The 18,404-nt window shown below is 69.4% G+C and carries 18 protein-coding genes; 6 read left to right on the top strand and 12 right to left on the bottom strand.

Annotated elements, in window-relative coordinates:
• Window positions 1-10: 10 nt before the first annotated feature.
• On the bottom strand, window positions 11-1,282 hold the full coding sequence (gene alaC / locus F1599_RS13745; RefSeq protein ID WP_150083431.1) for an alanine transaminase: 1,272 nt from the start codon (window positions 1,280-1,282) through the stop codon (window positions 11-13).
• A gap of 259 nt (window positions 1,283-1,541) precedes the next feature.
• On the opposite strand from alaC, the gene F1599_RS13740 reads away from it, so the two are divergent.
• Window positions 1,542-1,826, top strand: a complete 285-nt coding sequence (locus F1599_RS13740; RefSeq protein ID WP_149318124.1) for a nicotinamide mononucleotide transporter — start codon at window positions 1,542-1,544, stop codon at window positions 1,824-1,826.
• A 28-nt stretch (window positions 1,827-1,854) separates the two neighbouring features.
• On the opposite strand, the gene F1599_RS13735 is transcribed toward F1599_RS13740, so the two are convergent.
• The 3 genes from F1599_RS13735 to F1599_RS13725 all read right to left on the bottom strand — a co-directional run bounded on the left by F1599_RS13735 (window position 1,855) and on the right by F1599_RS13725 (window position 4,955).
• Complete coding sequence (locus F1599_RS13735) at window positions 1,855-2,754, bottom strand: siderophore-interacting protein (protein ID WP_223819629.1); 900 nt, start codon at window positions 2,752-2,754, stop codon at window positions 1,855-1,857.
• Between the two features lie 3 nt (window positions 2,755-2,757).
• Window positions 2,758-3,405, bottom strand: a complete 648-nt coding sequence (locus tag F1599_RS13730; RefSeq protein ID WP_150083430.1) for a PadR family transcriptional regulator — start codon at window positions 3,403-3,405, stop codon at window positions 2,758-2,760.
• Between the two features lie 218 nt (window positions 3,406-3,623).
• The gene (locus tag F1599_RS13725; RefSeq protein ID WP_223819628.1) at window positions 3,624-4,955 is read right to left on the bottom strand and encodes an AI-2E family transporter; all 1,332 of its coding nucleotides are present in this window, start codon (window positions 4,953-4,955) and stop codon (window positions 3,624-3,626) included.
• A gap of 398 nt (window positions 4,956-5,353) precedes the next feature.
• Here F1599_RS13725 and F1599_RS13720 point away from each other — a divergent pair, with 398 nt between their 5' ends.
• Window positions 5,354-6,661, top strand: coding sequence for a DSD1 family PLP-dependent enzyme (locus tag F1599_RS13720; protein WP_149318122.1), 1,308 nt, complete (start codon window positions 5,354-5,356; stop codon window positions 6,659-6,661).
• Between the two features lie 183 nt (window positions 6,662-6,844).
• Window positions 6,845-7,489, top strand: coding sequence for a phosphoglycerate mutase family protein (locus F1599_RS13715; protein WP_149318121.1), 645 nt, complete (start codon window positions 6,845-6,847; stop codon window positions 7,487-7,489).
• 139 nt (window positions 7,490-7,628) lie between these two features.
• Here the strand turns inward: F1599_RS13715 and F1599_RS13710 are convergent, their stop codons facing one another.
• On the bottom strand, window positions 7,629-8,030 hold the full coding sequence (locus F1599_RS13710; RefSeq protein ID WP_150083429.1) for a tautomerase family protein: 402 nt from the start codon (window positions 8,028-8,030) through the stop codon (window positions 7,629-7,631).
• 181 nt (window positions 8,031-8,211) lie between these two features.
• On the opposite strand from F1599_RS13710, the gene F1599_RS13705 reads away from it, so the two are divergent.
• From F1599_RS13705 to F1599_RS13695, 3 genes are all read left to right on the top strand, one after another.
• Window positions 8,212-9,117, top strand: coding sequence for a LysR family transcriptional regulator (locus F1599_RS13705; RefSeq protein WP_150083428.1), 906 nt, complete (start codon window positions 8,212-8,214; stop codon window positions 9,115-9,117).
• 223 nt (window positions 9,118-9,340) lie between these two features.
• Window positions 9,341-10,378 (top strand): M14 family zinc carboxypeptidase, encoded by a 1,038-nt coding sequence (locus F1599_RS13700; RefSeq protein ID WP_149318118.1) that lies wholly within the window; start codon window positions 9,341-9,343, stop codon window positions 10,376-10,378.
• Window positions 10,375-11,142, top strand: a complete 768-nt coding sequence (locus tag F1599_RS13695) for an alpha/beta fold hydrolase (RefSeq protein ID WP_150083427.1) — start codon at window positions 10,375-10,377, stop codon at window positions 11,140-11,142. The genes F1599_RS13700 and F1599_RS13695 overlap by 4 nt, the downstream gene beginning before the upstream one ends.
• Here the strand turns inward: F1599_RS13695 and F1599_RS13690 are convergent.
• The 7 genes from F1599_RS13690 to F1599_RS13655 all read right to left on the bottom strand — a co-directional run bounded on the left by F1599_RS13690 (window position 11,139) and on the right by F1599_RS13655 (window position 18,333).
• Window positions 11,139-12,050, bottom strand: a complete 912-nt coding sequence (locus F1599_RS13690) for an HvfC/BufC N-terminal domain-containing protein (RefSeq protein ID WP_150083426.1) — start codon at window positions 12,048-12,050, stop codon at window positions 11,139-11,141. The two genes, F1599_RS13695 and F1599_RS13690, sit on opposite strands and share 4 nt — an antisense overlap.
• Window positions 12,043-12,924, bottom strand: coding sequence for an HvfB family MNIO-type RiPP peptide maturase (locus F1599_RS13685; RefSeq protein WP_223819627.1), 882 nt, complete (start codon window positions 12,922-12,924; stop codon window positions 12,043-12,045). The genes F1599_RS13690 and F1599_RS13685 overlap by 8 nt, the downstream gene beginning before the upstream one ends.
• 135 nt (window positions 12,925-13,059) lie before the next feature.
• Entirely contained in the window at window positions 13,060-13,563 is a 504-nt protein-coding gene (locus F1599_RS13680) for an HvfA family oxazolone/thioamide-modified RiPP metallophore (protein WP_150083425.1), read from the bottom strand.
• A gap of 146 nt (window positions 13,564-13,709) precedes the next feature.
• Entirely contained in the window at window positions 13,710-14,387 is a 678-nt protein-coding gene (locus tag F1599_RS13675) for an HvfX family Cu-binding RiPP maturation protein (protein WP_223819626.1), read from the bottom strand.
• A gap of 446 nt (window positions 14,388-14,833) precedes the next feature.
• A complete protein-coding gene (locus F1599_RS13670; protein WP_150083558.1) occupies window positions 14,834-15,292 on the bottom strand; it encodes a cytochrome P460 family protein in 459 nt (152 codons plus the stop codon).
• 303 nt (window positions 15,293-15,595) lie between these two features.
• The gene (locus tag F1599_RS13660; protein ID WP_150083424.1) at window positions 15,596-16,666 is read right to left on the bottom strand and encodes an alpha/beta fold hydrolase; all 1,071 of its coding nucleotides are present in this window, start codon (window positions 16,664-16,666) and stop codon (window positions 15,596-15,598) included.
• Window positions 16,667-16,833: 167 nt separating this feature from the next.
• On the bottom strand, window positions 16,834-18,333 hold the full coding sequence (locus tag F1599_RS13655; RefSeq protein ID WP_150083423.1) for a hypothetical protein: 1,500 nt from the start codon (window positions 18,331-18,333) through the stop codon (window positions 16,834-16,836).
• Window positions 18,334-18,404: the final 71 nt, after the last annotated feature.

Below are 18,404 nucleotides of genomic sequence, written 5' to 3'. Positions count from 1 at the left end.
GCGCGACGACCTACCCCTTCGCCCCGCCCCCGCGCGCCGGCTCATGCGCGGCCGGCGCGACCAGCCCATCGGCGCGGAACATCGCCTTGATGCCCCGCACCGCCTGCCGAATGCGCGATTCGTTCTCGATCAGCGCGAAGCGAACGTAGTCGTCGCCGAAGTCGCCGAAGCCGATGCCCGGCGATACCGAGACCTTGGCCTTCTCCAGCAGCTGCTTGGCGAACTCCAGCGAGCCCAGCGCGCGATACGGTTCGGGAATCCGCGCCCAGATATACATCGACGCCTTCGGCAGCTCCACCGGCCAGCCGGCTTCGTTCAGGCCGCGCGCCAACACGTCGCGGCGCGACTGGTATTGCGCGGCGATCTCGCGCACGCACTGCTGGTCGCCTTCGAGCGCGGCGATCGCGGCGATCTGCAGCGGCGTGAAGGTGCCGTAGTCGTGATAGCTCTTGATGCGCGCCAGCGCCGTCACCAGGTCGGCGTTGCCGGCCATGAAGCCGATGCGCCAGCCGGCCATGTTGTAGCTCTTGGACAGCGTGAAGAACTCCACCGCGATCTCCTTGGCGCCCGGCACCTGCAGGATCGACGGCGCCTTCCAGCCGTCGAAGACGATGTCGGCATAGGCCAGGTCATGCACGACCAGGATGTCGTGCTTGCGCGCCAGCGCGATCACGCGCTCGAAGAAATCGAGCTCGACGCATTGCGCGGTCGGGTTGGACGGAAAGCCCAGCACGATCATCTTGGGCTTCGGATAGCTGCCGCGGATCGCGCGCTCGAGCTCGGCGAAGAAGTCGACGCCCGGAATCAGCGGCACCGAGCGGATATCGGCGCCGGCGATCACCGCCCCATAGATGTGAATCGGATAGCTCGGGTCCGGCACCAGCACGGTGTCGCCGCGATCGAGCGTGGCCAGCATCAGATGCGACAGCCCCTCCTTCGAGCCGATCGTCACGATGGCCTCGCGTTCCGGATCAATCTCGACGTCGTAGCGCTCGCGATACCAGTGCGAGATCGCGCGCCGCAGCCGCGGGATGCCGCGCGAGGTCGAATAGCCGTGGGTATTGGGGCGCTGCGCCGCCTCGGTCAGCTTGGCCACGATATGCGCGGGCGTCGCGCCATCGGGGTTGCCCATGCTCATGTCGATGATGTCCTCGCCGCGACGGCGCGCGGCCATCTTGAGCTCGGCGGTGATATTGAAGACGTAGGGGGGAAGACGATCGATGCGCGCGAAGCGGCGCTGGCCCGAAGTGCTCGAGCCCGGGGATGCCGGAATGGCTGACATGGTTGTCCTTGTACGTAAGCGCCCGGAACCGTCCGAGCGACGTTGGCGGTTGTCAGTGCCGCCGGCAACGATGTTAATCGGGTTACGGGCGCGCGTCCACGGCTATCGCGCAAACGCGATGACGCTCTCATCGGCCCGCTGGGGCGCCGCAGCTTGTGCCGAGCGTTTCTCCCCTCTTGCTCGCGCCGCGCTTCGGCGGTAAGCTCCGCCTACGCTTTGTATGCAAAACTTGAACACAAAAAAAAGGAGACATAGCGCGATGGATCTCGCTGCCGCTCAACTGCCGATGGTGCTCAATGGTCTGGAATGGTCGGGCTGCGCGCTCGCGATGAGCGGCTCGCTGCTGGTGGCGCTGCACAACAAGGCGTCGCGCTGGGGCTGGATTTCGTACCTGTGCTCGAACATCGTGTGGAGCGTGTTCGCGCTGGTGACCGGCACCTATGGCCTGTTCGTGCAGCAGCTCGGCTTCACCGCGACCAGCCTGTACGGGCTCTACCGGCATACGCAGTTCCATCGTCAGAGCGGACACGCCGGCTCGCACTGAGCCGGAGCGCCCCAGCCCTGCGCGGGGCTCAGTCGTCGAGCGTCTCGTGCACGCCGACCGCGCCGTGCTTCCAGTAGGCCGACGCGCGGATGCGGCGCTTGTCGATGCCGCGCTCGTCAACCAGGCAAGCGCGCACCGCGCGCATCTCGGCGGCTTCGCCGGCGGCCCAGACATAGCCCTCTCCGGCCGGCAATTCCAGCCGGCGCAGCGTCGTCAGCAATTCGTCACCTTCGGCGCGATACAGCCAATGCAGTTCGCAGTCGGCATTGCTGCGCAGATCGAGACGCGCCTCGCGATCCTCGACCTGGACCACGACCACCACGCGCTTGCCGGCGGGCAATTCCTCGAGACGGCGGGCGATCGCGGGCAGCGCCGCTTCGTCGCCGATCAGCAGGTGCCAGTCGAACGCCGACGGGATCACGAAGGAACCGCGCGGCCCGCCGATGCCCAGCCATTGGCCCGGCTGCGCCTGCGCCGCCCAGCTGGCGCCGGGACCGTCGCCGTGCAGCACGAATTCGATATCGAGCTCGCGCGTCGCGGCGTCGTAGCGGCGCGGCGTGTAGTCGCGCGCGATCGGGCGCGGCTGTCCCTCGGGGAACATCGGACCGTCGGGTCCCATCTCGGGCAGCACCGGGCGCTGCTGTCCGGGCGCGGGCAGGAACACCTTGATGTGGTCGTCGAACGAGGCCGAGACGAAGTCGGCGAGGTCGTCGCCGGTGAAGGTCACGCGCAGCAGCGCCGGTGAGAGCCGCTGCGTGCGGACCACCTGGATGTGGCGGAACTTCAGCGGATGGCGGACGCGTTCGACGGTGAGCGCGGCGGCGCCGCGGCTATCGAGCGGACTGGCGGTATCGCCGGTGTTGGCCGTATTGGCCGTATTGGCCGTATTGGCGGTATTGGCGGTATTGGCGCGATCGGTAGCGGACATGCATTACCTCGGTTGGCGTGGTCGGGCGGGACGCGGCGGCACGGCGGCTGCCTCGGTGTTTTCGATATCGGCGACGGCGCGCAGCAGGATGTCGGCGATGCGCCGTTGTTCGGCCGGCGAGGCATCGGTGCGCAGCAGCAGCGCGCGCTTGAGCGCCATGCGCGCCTGCACGAACTCCGGCAGCCAGCCGTTGCCCTGCTCGTCCGGCTCGGGCGGCGGCTCGCCGGCAAGCGCGCGGCGCACCCACTCCATCTTGCGGGCGGCATGACGCAACCCGTTCCACAGCAGCGCCAGGCGCTCGCGGTTGGCCTGCAGGAACTCGCGGCCGGGCTCGGCAAGCCGATAGCACTTGCGGTTGCCGTCGACGTCTACCTCGGCGTGGCCGATCTCCTCCAGGTACGTCAGGGCGGGATAGATCACGCCCGGACTGGGCTTGTAGAAGCCGGCGCTGCGCGCTTCGAGCGCCTTGATCAGCTCGTAGCCATGGCTGGGCTGCTCGGCCAGCAGGTCGAGCAGCAGCAGTTGCAGGTCGTCGGCGCCGAGCTTGCGGCCGCGGCGCAGGCCGTCGGCGTCGGAGTCGAAACCGCCGAATCCACCGAAGGGACCGCCGGGTCCGTGGCCGTGCCGGCCGTGATGATGGCGAGGAGGCATGGGTCAGTCGTCCGTTATATCGAAAAACATATCTTACGATATAGTTGGCGGCACTGCAGGTCAAGCCTCGGCCCTGCTTGCGGCAGGGTCTTGCCGGGCGCGCTGTCCGCCGGTCGCCCTTTGGGTGGGCCGTCCTATCCCGTCGCCCTGTTCCGTCGGCCGCCCCTGTTCCGTCGACCGCCCCTGTTCCGTCGGCCGGCCCGGTTCCGTCGGCTCCCCTATTCCCCCAGGAACTCCGCCACAAACTCCAGCCCCTCGATATGGTCGGCCACCACCTTGGCGATCACGGCGAGCGGAATCGCCAGCAGCATCCCCCACGCGCCCCACAGCCAGGTGAACAGCAGCAGCGCGACGAATACCGCCACCGGATTCATCTTCGCCATCCGCCCGGTCATCCAGGTCTGCACCACCGAGCCGATCAGCGTCGCGATCAGGATCGACCCACCCGCTGCCGCGGCGGCCAGCCCCAGCGTGCCGAACTGCATGAAGGCCGCCACGCCGAGCGCGATCGCGGTGGCGCCCGAGCCGAAGTACGGAATCAGATGCAGCGCGGCCGCGGCCAGCGCCCAGGTGCCGGCGTGCTGCAGGCCGATCGCCTTCAGCAGGAACCACGTGCACACCCCCAGCGCGGCATTGGTGATCAGCAGCATCAGCATGTAGCGCTGGATCGCCCGGTTGATCTCGCCGAGCATATGGACGTTGACCTTCTTCTGCGTCAGCGTGCGGCCCGTCATCTTGACGAACTTGCGCTTGAACATGTCGCCCGACACCAGCAGGAAGAAGGTCAGGAACAGCACCACCACGGCCTGCCCCGCCGCCGCGAAGGCGCTGACCGAGCCGGCCAGCACCATGTCGTGCAGCGCGCCGGCGGGCTTCTCGATCACGACGGGCGCGCCGCGCGAGAGCTGTGGCGTGCCGCCGGTCAGCACGGTCGCCGCGCGCTGGATCTTCTGCCACATCGAGTCGTCGCCGCTGAGCAGCGCCGACAGGCTGCGGGACAGCTTGCGGGCGATCTCGGGCAGACGGTCGACGATGGCCTCCACCTGGCCCTGCAGCAGATAGGCGCCGCACAGCAGCACCGCGACCAACCCCAGCAACACCAGCGTCGCGCCGATCGGACGCGGCAGCCGCTGCCGATGGAGCGCCGACACCAGCGGATCGAGCAGATAGGTCAGGATGACCGCCAGCACCACGGGAATCACGAAAGCCTTGGCAACATGCAGCGCGTACAGGCAGGCCAGCGTCGCCAGCACCACCAGCGCCAGGCTGCCGCGCTGGATCGCCACCGGCAGCATGCGGGCGCTGGCCGGGCCGCGGGCCGGCTCGGCCGCCGATGTGGCGGCCGATGAGGCTGCGGATGAGGCCGCTCCGGACTCGCCATCCCGGGCGCCCACGGCGATGGCCGATGCGTCCCGCTGTGCGGTCGCCCCAGGCTCGCGCTCGCGGGCATTCGCGGCGATGGCCGAAGCGTCCGGCCGTGTGGCCGCCGCCTGGCTCGCCGCCGTCGCCCCGGCCAGCGGCTCGACTGCTGCCTCGTCCCGCGATGGCACCGCCCGCGCGCCACCCGTGGACGGTGCGGATGGCGCACCGGGTTGCGCGGACGGATTGGGCGTGGCATGCATGGCGAGGGGGACGGTGCGGGGGCTGGGGAGCGCCGCGCGGGAAGCGCGGTGCATCACTGTCAGCATAGTCGGCGGCTCACGCCCCCCGCAGTCGGACGGCCGCCGCAAGCCGTGTAGGACAAGCGCGACAGCGTCCCCCGTGGCCCACGGCGCTCCGAACACGGCACGGGGCCCCGGGCAGGGACCCGCGGCACGGGGACCCGGGTAGCGGTCCGGCACCCGCGGCCGCGCGCCACGGCACGGTTTGACAGCCCGTCCCGATCGACCGATGATGCCCCGCGCCTCACGCCTTTCGGCCCACCGCCCCTTATGGAGACCTCGCCGTCATGCCCGATCACCGCCCTGTGCCTTCCGCCGCGACCGACCTGCCCGTCCTGCGCGATCCGGCGGGACTGCCCGCCCTGCCCCCGATCGCCGAGCCCGGCCAGCCGTGGCAGGCGATCGACACGCCGGCGCTGGTGCTGGAGCTCGATGCCTTCGAGCGCAATCTGCAGCGGATGCAGCAGGCCGCGGATCGGGCCGGCGTCGCGCTGCGGCCCCATGCCAAGGCCCACAAATGTCCGGACATCGCGCTGGCGCAAATGACGCGCGGCGCCGTCGGCATCTGCTGCCAGAAGGTCAGCGAGGCGCTGCCGTTCCTGCGCGCCGGCGTCGCCGACGTCCATATCAGCAACGAGATCGCCGGCCCGGCGAAGGCCACGCTGCTGGCCCGGATGGCGCGCCACGCTCGGATCAGCGTCTGCGTCGACGCCGTCGTCCAGGTGCGCGCACTGGCCGAGGCCGCCGAACGCGAGCAGAGCGGGCTGACGGTGCTGGTCGAACTCGACATCGGCCAGGGCCGTTGCGGCGTGGCCGATGCCGACGCCGCGCTACGGCTGGCCGAGCGCATCGCCGCGCAGCCGCGCCTGTCGTTCGGCGGATTGCAGGCCTACCATGGGGGCATCCAGCATGTGCGCGACCACGCCGCCCGGCGCGAGGCCGCGGCCCGCGCGGCGGAGCGTGCCGGCGCGGTGGCGGCCCGGCTCGCGGCGGCCGGTGCGCCGTGCCAGGTGGTCACCGGCGGTGGCAGCGGCAGTGTCGAATTCGACCTGGCCAGCGGCGTCTTCACCGAGATCCAGCCCGGTTCGTATGTCTTCATGGACGGCGACTACGGCAGCAATGCGCGCGGCGACGACGGCGCGGCCGAGGCGCTGCGTTTCGAGCACAGCCTGTTTATCGCGACCACGGTGATGAGCACCGCGGCGCAGGGCCAGGTCGTGGTCGATGCGGGATTGAAGTCGATGGCGGTCGACTCGGGGCTGCCATGGGTATGGGAACGCAACGGCGGGCAACGCAACGGCGTCGATCACAACAGCGGGGAGCGTAGCGGCGGGGAGCGTAGCGGCGGGCAGCGCAACGGCGGCACGCGCAGCACGCGGCTGGCCTATGTCGCCGCCAACGACGAACACGGCATCGTGCGGCCGGTGCCGGGCGCCGGCGGCGAGGTGCCGGCACTGCCGCAACTGGGTGAACCGCTGTGGCTGGTGCCGGGCCATTGCGATCCGACGCTGAACCTGTACGACACGCTGGTCGGGGTGCGCGACGGCAAGGTGGAATCGCTGTGGCCGATCTCGGCGCGCGGTCTCAGCCGTTAAAACGGGTCGTTAAAACCAGGGTTACACGCGGCCATTAAAGGCAGGCCGTTAGAGGCAGCCCGTTAGCAGCAGCCGTGCGAAGCAGCCGTCAGAGTAAGCCGTTTGGACGCAGCCGTCAGAGGCGAGCCGCCAGATATAGGCCGCAGATCCGCGGCCAGGCGGGGGGCAGCAAGGAGGAATGACATGATCGATCGCAGCGGACGGCCCATCGACACACCCTCCACGCGGCGGCGCGATGCACTGCGCATCGCGGCCCGCGTCGCCTGCTGGACAGCGCTCGCATCGGCGATGCCGGCCAGCGTGTCCAGCGCCCTTGCGCAACCGCTCGGCACGCTGCCCGTCTCGGCGCTGGCCCGTCCCAATGTGGTGGTGTTGCTGCGGCATGCCAATGCACCCGGCATCGGCGACCCGCCCGGCTTCGACCTGCAGTCCTGTCCGACGCAGCGCAATCTCGATGCGAGCGGCCGCGCCCAGGCACAACGCCTCGGCGCGGCGTGGCGCGCGGCGGGCTTTCGTCCCAGCGCGGTCTGGAGCAGCGCCTGGTGCCGCTGCCGGGACACCGCGCGCCTGATGGACCTCGGTCCCGTCACGGTGCTGCCGGTGCTCAATTCCTTCTTCGGCGACGCCGACGCCCGCACGCATCAAACCGCCGCGCTGTCCCGCTTTATCGACCAGCTCGATCCGCGCGGCGGGCCGTATCTGATGGTGACCCATCAGGTCGTCATCACGGCCCTGACGGGACAGGGGGCCGACAGCGGCGGCGGCGTCGTGTTCGAACTGTCGCCGGACGGCCAGCCACGGCGCCTGTATCGGCTGCCCGCGGGCTGAGGTCAGTCGCCGGGGGTCGCCGCCGGTCGCGGGGTCGCCGAATCGCCGAATCACCGAATCACCGAATCACCGAATCGCCGAGCCGCCCGGTCGCCGGAGCCGCCGCGGGCTACTTGCCGCCGCTCCGGCCGAACGCCAACTACAACGTCGAACCGTGCTGATGGCGGTATTCCTGCGTGCGGCCGCCATAACCGTAGGCCGCGGCCCGGGCGTCGATCACATGGATGTACGAGCAGTCGTGCACATTGCCGATCAACTCGGACAGCGCGCGGTGCACCGCTTCGAGGTAGCGCGCCTTCTCGGCCTTGGTATTGGTCTCGTCGGTCACGCTGATATCGAGATGGAACGCATTGCGCCCGAGCGCGGACAGCGGCTGGCCGTCGATGAACCAGGCGTCGTGCGGCACGTACTGGACCGCGACCGCCATCACTTCGGGCTTCTTGCCCAGCACGGTACGGGTCAGCTCGGCAACGGTGGCGGCGGCCTTGGCGGTCAGCGCGGTATCGGGGCGGCCGGAGATCTGCAGTTGGAGATGGGGCATCGTGGTTTCCTCCTTGAATGGTCGGTGAAGTGGTCGCTGCATGGAATCGAAGGTGGCAACGGGCCGGCTCGATATCGCCGTGCCGACCCGCCACTGACTCGATCCTAGTGCCCCGCCTGCCATCGGAAAAGCGGGAAGATTTGATACCATCCATCGGTAATGCCGAAACCAGGAGCGGGCGATGCGTGGCTTCGATCTCGAACAATTGCGTACCTTCGTCGCGGTGGCCGACAGCGGCAGCCTGTCGGCCGCGGCGCCGCGGCTGTTTCTGTCGCAGTCCTCGGTCAGCGAGCAGTTGCGCAAGCTGGAGGAGCGCGCCGGCGTGCCGCTGCTGCTGCGGGGCCGCCGGGGCGTGCAGCCCACCCCGGCCGGCGAACGGCTGCTCGGCCATGCGCGCCGCATGCTCGATCTGGACGCGCTGGCGATGCAGGACATCCGCGGCGAAACCCTGGCGGGCGAACTGCGGCTCGCCATCACCGACTACTACCGCACCAGCGAGATTGCCGGCATGCTGCGCCGCCTGCGCGAGCGGCACCCGCAACTGCGGCTGCACGTGACGGTGATGAAGAGCGCAGCGATCGATGCCAGCGTCGACGACGACGCCTTCGATATCGGCCTGACCATGCGGGTGGTGGGAGCGCGCAGCGGCGCCGCCGATCGTTCGCGCGGGTCCCGCGGGTCGCGCGCCGGTTGGCGCCCATTGCGGCGGGAGCCGCTGGCCTGGGTCGTCGCGCGCGGGGACACGGACAGCATCGCCATGCCGCTGCCGCTGGTGCTGCTGCCGGACACCTGCTCGCTACACCAGTACGTCGTCCGGACCCTGAAGCGTACCCGCGTGCCGTACCGCGTCTCGCACTCCGCGTCCGGCGTGGCGGGGCTGCAGATGGCGCTCGCGGCCGGGCTCGGCATCTCGTGCCTGAACCGCTCGGCCATTCCGGCCGGCGTGGCCGAGCTCGACGCGGCGACCGCATCGTCGCTGGGCCTGCCGGCGCTGCCCGAGGTCGAGTTCTGCCTGCTGCCGCCGCGCCGCGGCGAAGCACCGGTGGTACAGGCCGCGCGCGAGGTCCTGGCCGAGCAGCTCGGTTGACCGGCGCGGCCGCATGACCCGGCTCGATGACAGTCCCGTGTCGTCACAAGGCACTGTCATATTGCGCGAGTAGACTCGCAACATCGTTCCGTCATACGGACCGGCGCGGTCGCGGCGCGCCGCTCGCCGTCCGCCCAACCGCCGCCCGACCGCCGCCCGACCGCCGCCCAACCGCCGCGCAACTTCCGCCCAGCTTCGGCCCAACTTCCGCCCGACTGCCCCGATGCCCCTTCCCGCCTCCGACAGTTTCGCCGAGCTCGATCTGCTGCGCGCACTGCTGGAAGTCGGCGCGGCGCATTTCGATATCGAAGTCGTATGCGAGGCCAGCAGCCATGGGCGGCGCTTTCCGGTGTACCTCGCCGGCATCGGCTCGCGCGATCCCCACGCGCCGGCGATCGGCCTGTTCGGCGGCATCCACGGCCTCGAACGGATCGGCACGCAGCTGCTGCTCGACTATATGCGGGCGCTGCTCAAGCGCCTCGAATGGGACGAGCTGCTGCACCTGCAATTGCGCAAGGTCCGGCTGTTGTTCATGCCGATCGTCAACCCGGCCGGCATGTGGGCCGGCCGGCGCGCCAATCCGAACGGCGTCGACCTGATGCGCAACGCCCCGCAGGACGCCGAGGGACGCGTGCCCTTCCTCGCCGGCGGCCAGCGCATCGGCCCGTGGCTGCCGTGGTACCGCGGCAGGGCCGGCACGCCGATGGAGGCCGAGAGCACCGCGCTGCTGCGCGTGGTGCAGGCGCAATTGCTGACGCGCCCGCTGAGCTTCGCGGTCGATTGCCATTCGGGCTACGGCTGGCGCGACAGCATCTGGTTTCCCTATGCCCGGACGCAGGCCGCGATGCCGCATCTGCCCGAGATGTACGTGCTGAAGACGCTGTTCGAGCAGGCCCACCCGCATCACGGCTACGCCTTCGAGCCGCAGAGCCACCAGTACCTGGTGCACGGCGACCTGTGGGACTACGCCTATGACCGCACGCCCGCGCCGCATATCTTCCTGCCGATGACTCTGGAACTGGGCTCGTGGCTGTGGATCAAGAAGAATCCGCGGCAGCTGTTCTCGCGCGACGGCTTCTTCAATCCGGTCAAGGCGCATCGCACCGCGCGCGTGCTGCGCCGCCATGTCAGCCTGTTCGACTTTCTGGCGCGCGCCGCCTTCGCGCCGGCGCGCTGGCTGCCGACCGGTGCGGCGCGGCAGGCGATCTGGCGCGAGGCCAGCGAACACTGGCGCGCCCCTGCCGGCAGGCCGACACGATGAGCGACTGGATCCTGTTGCGCGGGCTGACGCGCGAGGCGCGCCATTGGGGCGAACTGCCGGCGGCGCTGCGGCGCGGCGGCGCGGTCGGCGATAACGATCGCCTGACGATGCTCGATCTGCCGGGCAACGGCAGCCAGGCCCGCCGGAGATCGCCGGCGACGGTGGCGGCCATCGTGTCCCACCTGCGCGCCGACGCGGCACGGGCCGGCCTGCGCCCGCCGTACCGGCTGCTGGCCATGTCGCTGGGCGGCATGGTGGCGACCGCGTGGGCGCAGCAGCACGCGGATGACATCGAACGGCTGGTGTTGATCAACACCAGCATGCGGCCGTTCGGCGCGCCGCATCAGCGCATGCGTCCCGGCGCGTGGCCCGCGGTGCTTGGCCTGATGCGCTCGTGGCACGACGGCGCCCGTTGCGAGGCCATCATCCATCGGCTGACCTGCGCCCGCACCGATGCAGTCGAATCCGACGTGGCGCGCTGGACCGCGATCCGCACGGACGCGCCGGTCAGCCGCGGCAATGCGCTGCGCCAACTGCTGGCGGCGGCCCGCTTCCGGGCCGGCACGGCGCCGCCACACTGCGCCACGCTGCTGCTGTCGTCGGCCGCCGACCGGCTGGTGTCCCCGGCCTGCTCGGCGCGATTGGCCGCGGCGTGGTCGGTCCCGCATCGCGTGCACCCGTGGGCGGGACACGACCTGCCGCACGACGATGCGGAATGGGTGGCGCGGGAGGTGGCACGCTGGATCGCGTTGCCGGCCAGCTAGGCATCGCTCTCCAGGCCGTGATCCTCTCGATCGCGAACCGCCGCGACGATGCCGTCGGCGTGCATGTCGTTGAGCAGCGCCATCCCGGCGGCGACGAAGGACGGCAAGTCCGGTACGCCGCATTGACGCCCCAGTTCGTGCAGCAGGCTGTCGGCGGTCACCGAGCCGCCCGACTGCCCGATCTCGTGCAGCAGTTGCCAGGCGAGCGGACTCAGCTCCGAGAATCGCACCTCGTCATCGGCGGTCCTGCGCACCAGCAGGAAGGTCGCCAGGGCCGGCGGTTGCGACGGCCGATACGCCGGTCCGAGCCGATGCACCGGCCAGCGATAGGCCAGGGGCCAGGCCAGCGGGCACAGTTGCAGCGGCAGGTCCAGGGCCGGAGCGCCCATTGGAGTACCCATTGGAGCGCTCATTGGAGTACCCATCGGAGCGCTCATTGGAGTACCCATCGGAGCGCCGGTTGGAGCGCCGGTTGGGGCCGGGATTGGGGCGAACAGTTCCGCGCCGAGCGGTTGTGCATCGCTCTGCAGCAGCGCCATTTCCACCCACTCGTAATGCGCCAGCTCGGCGAGGAACGGCCGCCGCATCGGCGCCGGCAAGGACTCGAGATCCAGCCCGTCGACGAAGACGACAAACTCTGCGGCAATCTCGCCGAAGCGCGGCGTGTGCGAACGGTGGTCCCGCAGGAAGCGCTCGACCAGCCAGCGCCAATGCTCGGCTCCCAGCAAGGACACCAGCACCGGAAAGGTCCCGCCCAGCAGCGACACGAGGTTGCCGGTCACCAGTTCGCGATAGATCCGCACGCGGGCCGGGTCCATGCCCGGCGGTGACGGATGGCGCGACGGATCGCGCAGGTGGCGGGTCAGCGCCAGCTGCTGCTGCAATGAAGTGCGCGCGATCTCAGCCATGGGCGATTCTCCTCGCGGCTCCATCCGCACGGGCCTGCAGTTCGCGGATATGGCGCGGCTCCCTGGCCAGCTCCGCATAGTCGGGAAAGTTGAAGTCGCGCTCCAGCACGGTGGGATGCACGCCAAAGCGTGCATAGGCGTATTCCAGCAGCGCCCATACCTCGGCCTTGACCGCGGCGCCATGGGTGTCGATCTTCAGGTCGTCGGCTTCGTCGTAATGGCCCGCCACGTGATAGGCGGCCACCCTGCCCGGCTCGAGCGCATCGAGGAAGGCATAGGGATCGAAGCCGTGGTTGATCGCGTTGACGTAGACGTTGTTGACGTCGAGCAGCAAGACACAGTCCGCCTCGCGCAGCACGGCATTGGTAAAGGTGGCCTCGTCCATGTCCTGCCGCGGCGCGGCGTAGTACGAGACGTTCTCGATTGCCATCGTCCTGCCGAGGATCTGCTGTGCCCGGCGAATGCGGGCGACCACATGTTCGATGGTCTCCGCCGTGAACGGCTGCGGCAACAGATCGTACAGATGCGCGTCGTCGGTGCAGTAGCTCAGGTGCTCGCTGTAGAGCGGCACGCGGTGGCCATCGAGGAAGCCGCGGATCTCGGTCAGCAGGCCCTCATCCAGCGGCGCGATGCCGCCGAGCGACAGCGACAGTCCATGGCAGTAGAGCGGATACCGCCCGGCCAGACGGCCCAGCGCCTTGCCATGGGCGCCGCCGATGCGCAGCCAGTTCTCGGGAGCCAGCTCGAGGAAATCGAAGTCGCCGGGCGGCGCCTGCTCCAGCTGCGGGATAAGGGCCCGGCGCAGCCCCAGGCCGACGCAGGCGGTGGGCGCGGAGCGCGGTGACAGGACGGACGAACGGATCGGCACCGGCACGGTGGATCTCCTTGGATCGTTTGGGGGGCATGGGAAAACATGGGGGGGCATGGGGCCACCGGGGGGCCCGATGCAGGGCTTGCGCAGCCGCGCCACACCGGTTCGATCCGGCGCGGCGCGGCCCGCACGGGACGGTTACTTCTTCAGCTTGGCGAACAGGTTCTTCGGTACCGGCTTGCCGTTGGCCTGGTAGGTGGCGCGCAGATACTCGTAGGCCTCGGCCTCCGAGATGTTGCCGTCGTGGCTGGTGTCGATCTTGTCGAACTCCGCGGCGCGCGTCGGCGCCACCGCCAGGAACTCGGCGCGCGAGACGAGGCCGTTCTTGTCGGTATCGGTGCGCGAGAAGGAGGCGTCGCCGCATTTCCCTTCGCCGCATTTCCCTTCGCCGCACTTGCCCTCGCCGCATTTGCCTTCTGCCCGCGCGCCCTTCTTCGCGCCGCGCGGTGCGCGCACCGTTTCCGCACCGCACTTGCCTTCGCCGCATTTGCCTTCGGCGGCCTTGCCGTCGGCCGCGGCCACCAGATAGCCCTGCGCCAGCGGCTGCATGGCGAAGACCGGTCCATTCAGCAGCACGCTGCCGGCCAGCGCGGCACCAAGCAGGCCGAGCGTCGTCTTGCGGGGGGAATGAGCTTGTGACATGGCGAATCTCCTGAGTCAATGCACGCGGACGTGCGGGTCTGTGCCACGAGGCGTGGCGAACGGAATCGTGTCGATTGGGGTGGTGCCGGGTATGGCGGGCTTGCGCAGGGCAGCGCCGCGTATCGATCGGCCGGATGGCCAGACCATCAGGCCCCCGCCCTGGCCCTGGCCCTGGCACTCGCCCTGCACAGCGCGGCCAACGCGATGCCGATGACAATCAGCGCGCTGCCGGCCCACGGCAGCAACAGCGCCAGCGGCAGGCCAAGCAGGATCAGCACGGCGGACCAGACGGCATGGCCGGCATGGTTGGCGGCGGCGGGCAGCGCGTTGCCATGCGTCCACCGGTGCATCAGCAAGCCGTCCAGGCTCAGCGGCCCGGCACCACGCAGCAGCGGCAGCAGCATGAGCACATACAGCAGCGGCAGCTTGAAGTTGCCGTAGCCCTTGTCGGTGACGGCGTAGCCCTGCCACAGCTCGGCGAGGCTCGCCCACTCCGTTGGCCAATGGACCGCGTAGGTCGCGACCACGGTCAGCACGATCAGCGCGTAGGCGACGAAGCGCGTGCCCAGGCCCAGCAGCAGCGCGACGGCGCCCAGCAGTTCGAGCCAGGTCGCCAGCGTCCAGTTGAGGTTGGCGCTCAGCAGCGAGAACGGCGGCGGGAATTGCCCGGCGAGCTGGTCGAACCAGTTCTGTCCGAGCAGCTTCTCGCGGCCCGACTCGAAGAACTCCCAGGCCAGGATCGCGCGCAGTCCCAGCGGCGCGAGCCAGTGGCCGACGGTATCGAGGCGGGTCGTCAGCGGGATGGGGATGGGCCGGTCTTGCACAGTGCGCTCCTTGAAATGGCGTCGTGGATTCGATGTCGCCATTTCAGGGCGGGCGTGTATCGCGGATGTGTTTGACGGCGTGCGGGATTGTCACGGAGTTGCATCGCAGGCCGGGCTGGATACAGTGCAATACAAAGCGCGGGCCTTCTCGGTGGTTCGTGGTGCTTCCCCATGGATCGTGGCAATTGCACAGTTGCACCGTTGCACCGTTGCGCCGTTGCGCCGTTGCGCGGTGGCGTGGTGGCGTGGTGGCGTGGTGACGTGGTGGTGCTGTGGTGCTGTGGTGCTGTGGTGCTGTGGTGCTGTGGTGCTGTGGTGCTGTGATGCGGTGATGCGGTGATGCGGTGATGCGGTGATGCCTGCCGAGGGCAAAAAAAATCCGGATCGGCCTGCCAGGACAACAGGCCAATCCGGACCGGCACCGCGGGGCGCGGCCAAGGCCGCCGCTACGGTGCGAAGCGCGTGAACACGTAATCGCGGTCCTTGACGCGGGCCGCATGGCAGGCGAAGCAGGTCTGATGCTGGGCCGCGTCCACCGCCACGCCGTTGACGAAGCGGCCGAAGCCCCAGCCACCCGTCGACGCATACCGGCGCGAGTCCTTGACCATCACCTGCACCGTGGTCGGCTGCCCCGGGATCGTCGCGGGCTCGAAGTCGGGCGATGGCTTGCGCTTGTAGGCGAGCTTGACCAGCACGGCCCCGTCGGGGAAGCGCTTCGCCGATCGTTCGATGGCCGCCATCGCTTCGGGATTGCCCAGCACCACACGCAGTTCATCGAGCGGGGCGGCCTCTTCGGCCGGCGCGATCAATTGCCATTTGCGGTAACCGGCGGGAATCGTCACGCCATAGATCGGGGACGCCGAAGGCGTGGCGGCGGCTGGCTGCAGCGCGGACTGTTTGGCAATCGGCTGCTGGGCCGTTGACTGCTGGGCGGTTGACTGCCGGGTGGTTGGCTGCCGGGTGGTCGGCTGCCGGGCGGTCGGCTGCTGGGCGGTCGGCTGCTGGGCGGTTGGCTGCTGGGTGGTCTGCTTGCCGGTCTGTTGCTGCGCCGTGTCGCTGGCCGCATGGACCGCTGGCTGCGCGGTTTCGCTTTCGGCGTGGACCAGTGGCTGCGCGACGGCCTGCTGGCCGAAGGCGGCGCAGGCCAGCAGCGCGAGGCCGGCAAGGGCTTCGGATAGTCGAAGACGTTGCATGCGAGATCCCCCCGCTCAAAGCTGCACGACCTGCAACACCGCGTCGGCGAATGCGCGCGGTGCTTCCTGCGGCAGGTTGTGGCCGATGCCGCCGTCGATGTCCCGGTGCTGGTACTTGCCGGTGAACATGCCGGCGTAAGCGGCGGGCTTCGGATGCGGGGCACCGTTCGCGTCGCCTTCCATCGTGATGGTCGGCACCGAGATCTTCGGCGCCGCCGCCAGGCGCTTCTCCAGCGCATCGTATTGCGTCTCGCCCTGGGCCAGCCCGAGACGCCACCGATAGTTGTGGATCACGATGGCGACGTGATCGGGGTTGTCGAACGACTGCGCCGAGCGGCGGTAGGTGGCGTCATCGAATCGCCACTGCGGCGAGGCCAGTTGCCAGATCAGCCGGTTGAAGCCATCGAGATTGGCCGCATAGCCGGCGGCTCCGCGTTCGGTCGCGAAGTAGAACTGGTACCACCATTGCAACTCGGCCTGCGGCGGCAAGGGCTTGCGGTTGGCTTCCTGGCTGCCGATCAGATAGCCGCTGACGGATACCAGTCCAAGGCAGCGCTCCGGCCACAGCGCGGCGACGATATTCGCGGTGCGGGCGCCCCAGTCGAAACCGGCGATGATGGCCTTGTCGATCTTCAGCGCATCCATCAGCGCGATGACGTCGAGCGCAAGCGCGGCCTGCTGGCCGTTGCGCGGCGTGTCGGCCGACAGGAAGCGGGTCGAGCCGTATCCACGCAGGTACGGCATGATCACGCGATAGCCGGCCGCCGACAGCAGCGGCGCGACCTCGACGAAGCTATGGATGTCGTACGGCCAGCCGTGCAGCAGGATCGCCACCGGACCGTTGGCCGGCCCGGCCTCCGCATAGCCGATGTTCAAGGTGCCGGCGTCGATCTGGCGAATGGGGCCGAAGGAGGCGGCACCCGGCGTTTGCCGGGCACCGGTTGCGGCCGGCCGTGCCGACTGCGTCGACTTTGCCGATTGTGCCCTGGCCGCGCTGCCCAGGCCCAGTTCCAGCAAGCCGATGCCGGCCAGCGCCGTGGTCGAGCCGAGCAAGCGGCGGCGATGTGCGTTCACTGAATCTGACATGGTCGTTTCTCCAAAAAGGTGGGTGAGAAACGCCAGTGGACTCCCGCGCAGTATCGTCGGCATGTCCGAATTCCGCCGCCGCGCATCGCCGTGTATCGATCGACGGGGTCGATACACGGCGATACAAACTCGCCGCCGGATTGCGTGATGGTCCGACGTGGCCGGTGCTAACGGAGGATGGCACCATGGCCCGGACTCGCGCCGGAGGGGCCGCCGCCCCGTGCCACCTCGGCATCCACCAGTCCGGCGCTGTGCCAGATCCGCTGCGCCTGCGCGCGCACCGCGGACTGCCGCGCCCGCACGCCGGCGATCCCCGCCATCGCGTCGCGCAAGGCCTGCTTGCCGGCGTCGTACAGCGCCTCGCGGATGTCCAGCAGCTTGCGGCAGGTGCCCCAGGCGTTCAGATCGAGCCGCTGCAGCGCGTCGCCGAGACGATGCAATTGCGGCTCTGTCAGCCGGGCACCGGCACGTGCCAGCAGATCGTCCACACGCCGCTCGATCTCCGTGAGCACCCCCTCGCCCGCGCGCTGCCGCGCCAGCGTGCGCAAGTTGTGGACCAGCGAATCGATGGCAGCACCGATCTGGTCGGCATCGCTGCCAGGATCAAGCAGCAGGTCCGTCAATGTCTGCATGGCGGCCGGCGGCGGACTGCTGCGGGGCTTCTTGTTGACGCGACTCGACGCGGCGCCAGCGGCTGCGGCAGCCGCCGCTGCCTCGTCCGGCCCGGCGGCACTGGACGGACCCGAGGGCGGCGCTTCCTGGGCAATGCCAAGCTGCGTGCGGATCAGCACCAGCGCGGTATCCCGCTCGAGCACGCGAAAATCGTCGGCATGGCGGGTCATGCCGTTCACGGTCAGTTCGCGGGCTTCCGACGCCCTGCATAGCGCTTGCGCGGCTGTCGCCCATTTCGCGGCCAATGCCTGCGTGAGTGCCAGGTCGCCGTCCGCCATCCCGAAACGGCACACCGCCTCGACCGAACGTCGGAACATGTCGAAGGTATCCGCAGCGTACGCACCGCCGGCCAGGAACTTGCGGTCGCGCGGGCGCGGGCTGACCCAGTCGTCGCGAAGGCGCGCCAGGTCCAGTACGCCCTTGCCGTCGCGTACCTTGGCCAGTTCGCGGTCCAGCTGCGTCAACACATGACCGACACCAGCCGCGGGCACGATGCTGTCCGGCTCGAACCTGCGCTGCGCTTCCCTCGCGGTCGCCTCGATCATGGCCTTCGCCGCCGTTGTCGCGGCCGCATCGTCCGCCGCGGCGTCGTTGCCGAGGTCCGATGCCGGATAGCCGCGGGGGTCCTGGCACCAGTCCACCATCGCCTGCAGGGTGTCCCTGCTGCACCGGGCACAGAATGCGGCAAGCGCATCGGGCGGCAATGGCGTCAGCTTCTCGGCGATCGACTTCGCCGTATCCCGGTCGGACAAGGGCGGCGGCGTGGAAACGTAGGTGATCCGGGGCAACGGCTGACGGCCGCTGGCTACCGTCTGCGCGCGCCGGCCGCGCCAGAAGAATAACGCGCGCAGAAGCCGGGACCAGAGGCTGGTTCGCGCGGTTGGCGCGCCGCATGCAACGCCGCATGCAATGCCCGAGGATGGCGCGGCTTCGGACCGCACCTTGTACCTGACGCCCAGGCACGGACCGAAGAATCTGGACACGACTTGCAACATCCCATTCCCCCAAACAAGCAAAAAAAAGCATTCCGCGCGGCCCCATCGAGGCCGCGCCCTGACTAACCATG

It is taken from the genome of Cupriavidus cauae, from assembly GCF_008632125.1.
Lineage (GTDB): Bacteria > Pseudomonadota > Gammaproteobacteria > Burkholderiales > Burkholderiaceae > Cupriavidus > Cupriavidus cauae.
Note: the sequence above shows the minus strand (reverse complement) of the source record. Positions and strands in the feature narration are given on the sequence as shown.

What these genes read in the sequence shown, in the direction of transcription:
- alaC (WP_150083431.1), bottom strand. Translation starts at nt 1,282, where the DNA reads ATGTCAGCCATTCCGGCATCCCCGGGCTCGAGCACTTCGGGCCAGCGC.
- F1599_RS13740 (WP_149318124.1), top strand. Translation starts at nt 1,542, where the DNA reads ATGGATCTCGCTGCCGCTCAACTGCCGATGGTGCTCAATGGTCTGGAA.
- F1599_RS13735 (WP_223819629.1), bottom strand. Translation starts at nt 2,754, where the DNA reads ATGTCCGCTACCGATCGCGCCAATACCGCCAATACCGCCAATACGGCC.
- F1599_RS13730 (WP_150083430.1), bottom strand. Translation starts at nt 3,405, where the DNA reads ATGCCTCCTCGCCATCATCACGGCCGGCACGGCCACGGACCCGGCGGT.
- F1599_RS13720 (WP_149318122.1), top strand. Translation starts at nt 5,354, where the DNA reads ATGCCCGATCACCGCCCTGTGCCTTCCGCCGCGACCGACCTGCCCGTC.
- F1599_RS13715 (WP_149318121.1), top strand. Translation starts at nt 6,845, where the DNA reads ATGATCGATCGCAGCGGACGGCCCATCGACACACCCTCCACGCGGCGG.
- F1599_RS13710 (WP_150083429.1), bottom strand. Translation starts at nt 8,030, where the DNA reads ATGCCCCATCTCCAACTGCAGATCTCCGGCCGCCCCGATACCGCGCTG.
- F1599_RS13705 (WP_150083428.1), top strand. Translation starts at nt 8,212, where the DNA reads ATGCGTGGCTTCGATCTCGAACAATTGCGTACCTTCGTCGCGGTGGCC.
- F1599_RS13700 (WP_149318118.1), top strand. Translation starts at nt 9,341, where the DNA reads ATGCCCCTTCCCGCCTCCGACAGTTTCGCCGAGCTCGATCTGCTGCGC.
- F1599_RS13695 (WP_150083427.1), top strand. Translation starts at nt 10,375, where the DNA reads ATGAGCGACTGGATCCTGTTGCGCGGGCTGACGCGCGAGGCGCGCCAT.
- F1599_RS13690 (WP_150083426.1), bottom strand. Translation starts at nt 12,050, where the DNA reads ATGGCTGAGATCGCGCGCACTTCATTGCAGCAGCAGCTGGCGCTGACC.
- F1599_RS13680 (WP_150083425.1), bottom strand. Translation starts at nt 13,563, where the DNA reads ATGTCACAAGCTCATTCCCCCCGCAAGACGACGCTCGGCCTGCTTGGT.
- F1599_RS13660 (WP_150083424.1), bottom strand. Translation starts at nt 16,666, where the DNA reads ATGTCAGATTCAGTGAACGCACATCGCCGCCGCTTGCTCGGCTCGACC.
- F1599_RS13655 (WP_150083423.1), bottom strand. Translation starts at nt 18,333, where the DNA reads ATGTTGCAAGTCGTGTCCAGATTCTTCGGTCCGTGCCTGGGCGTCAGG.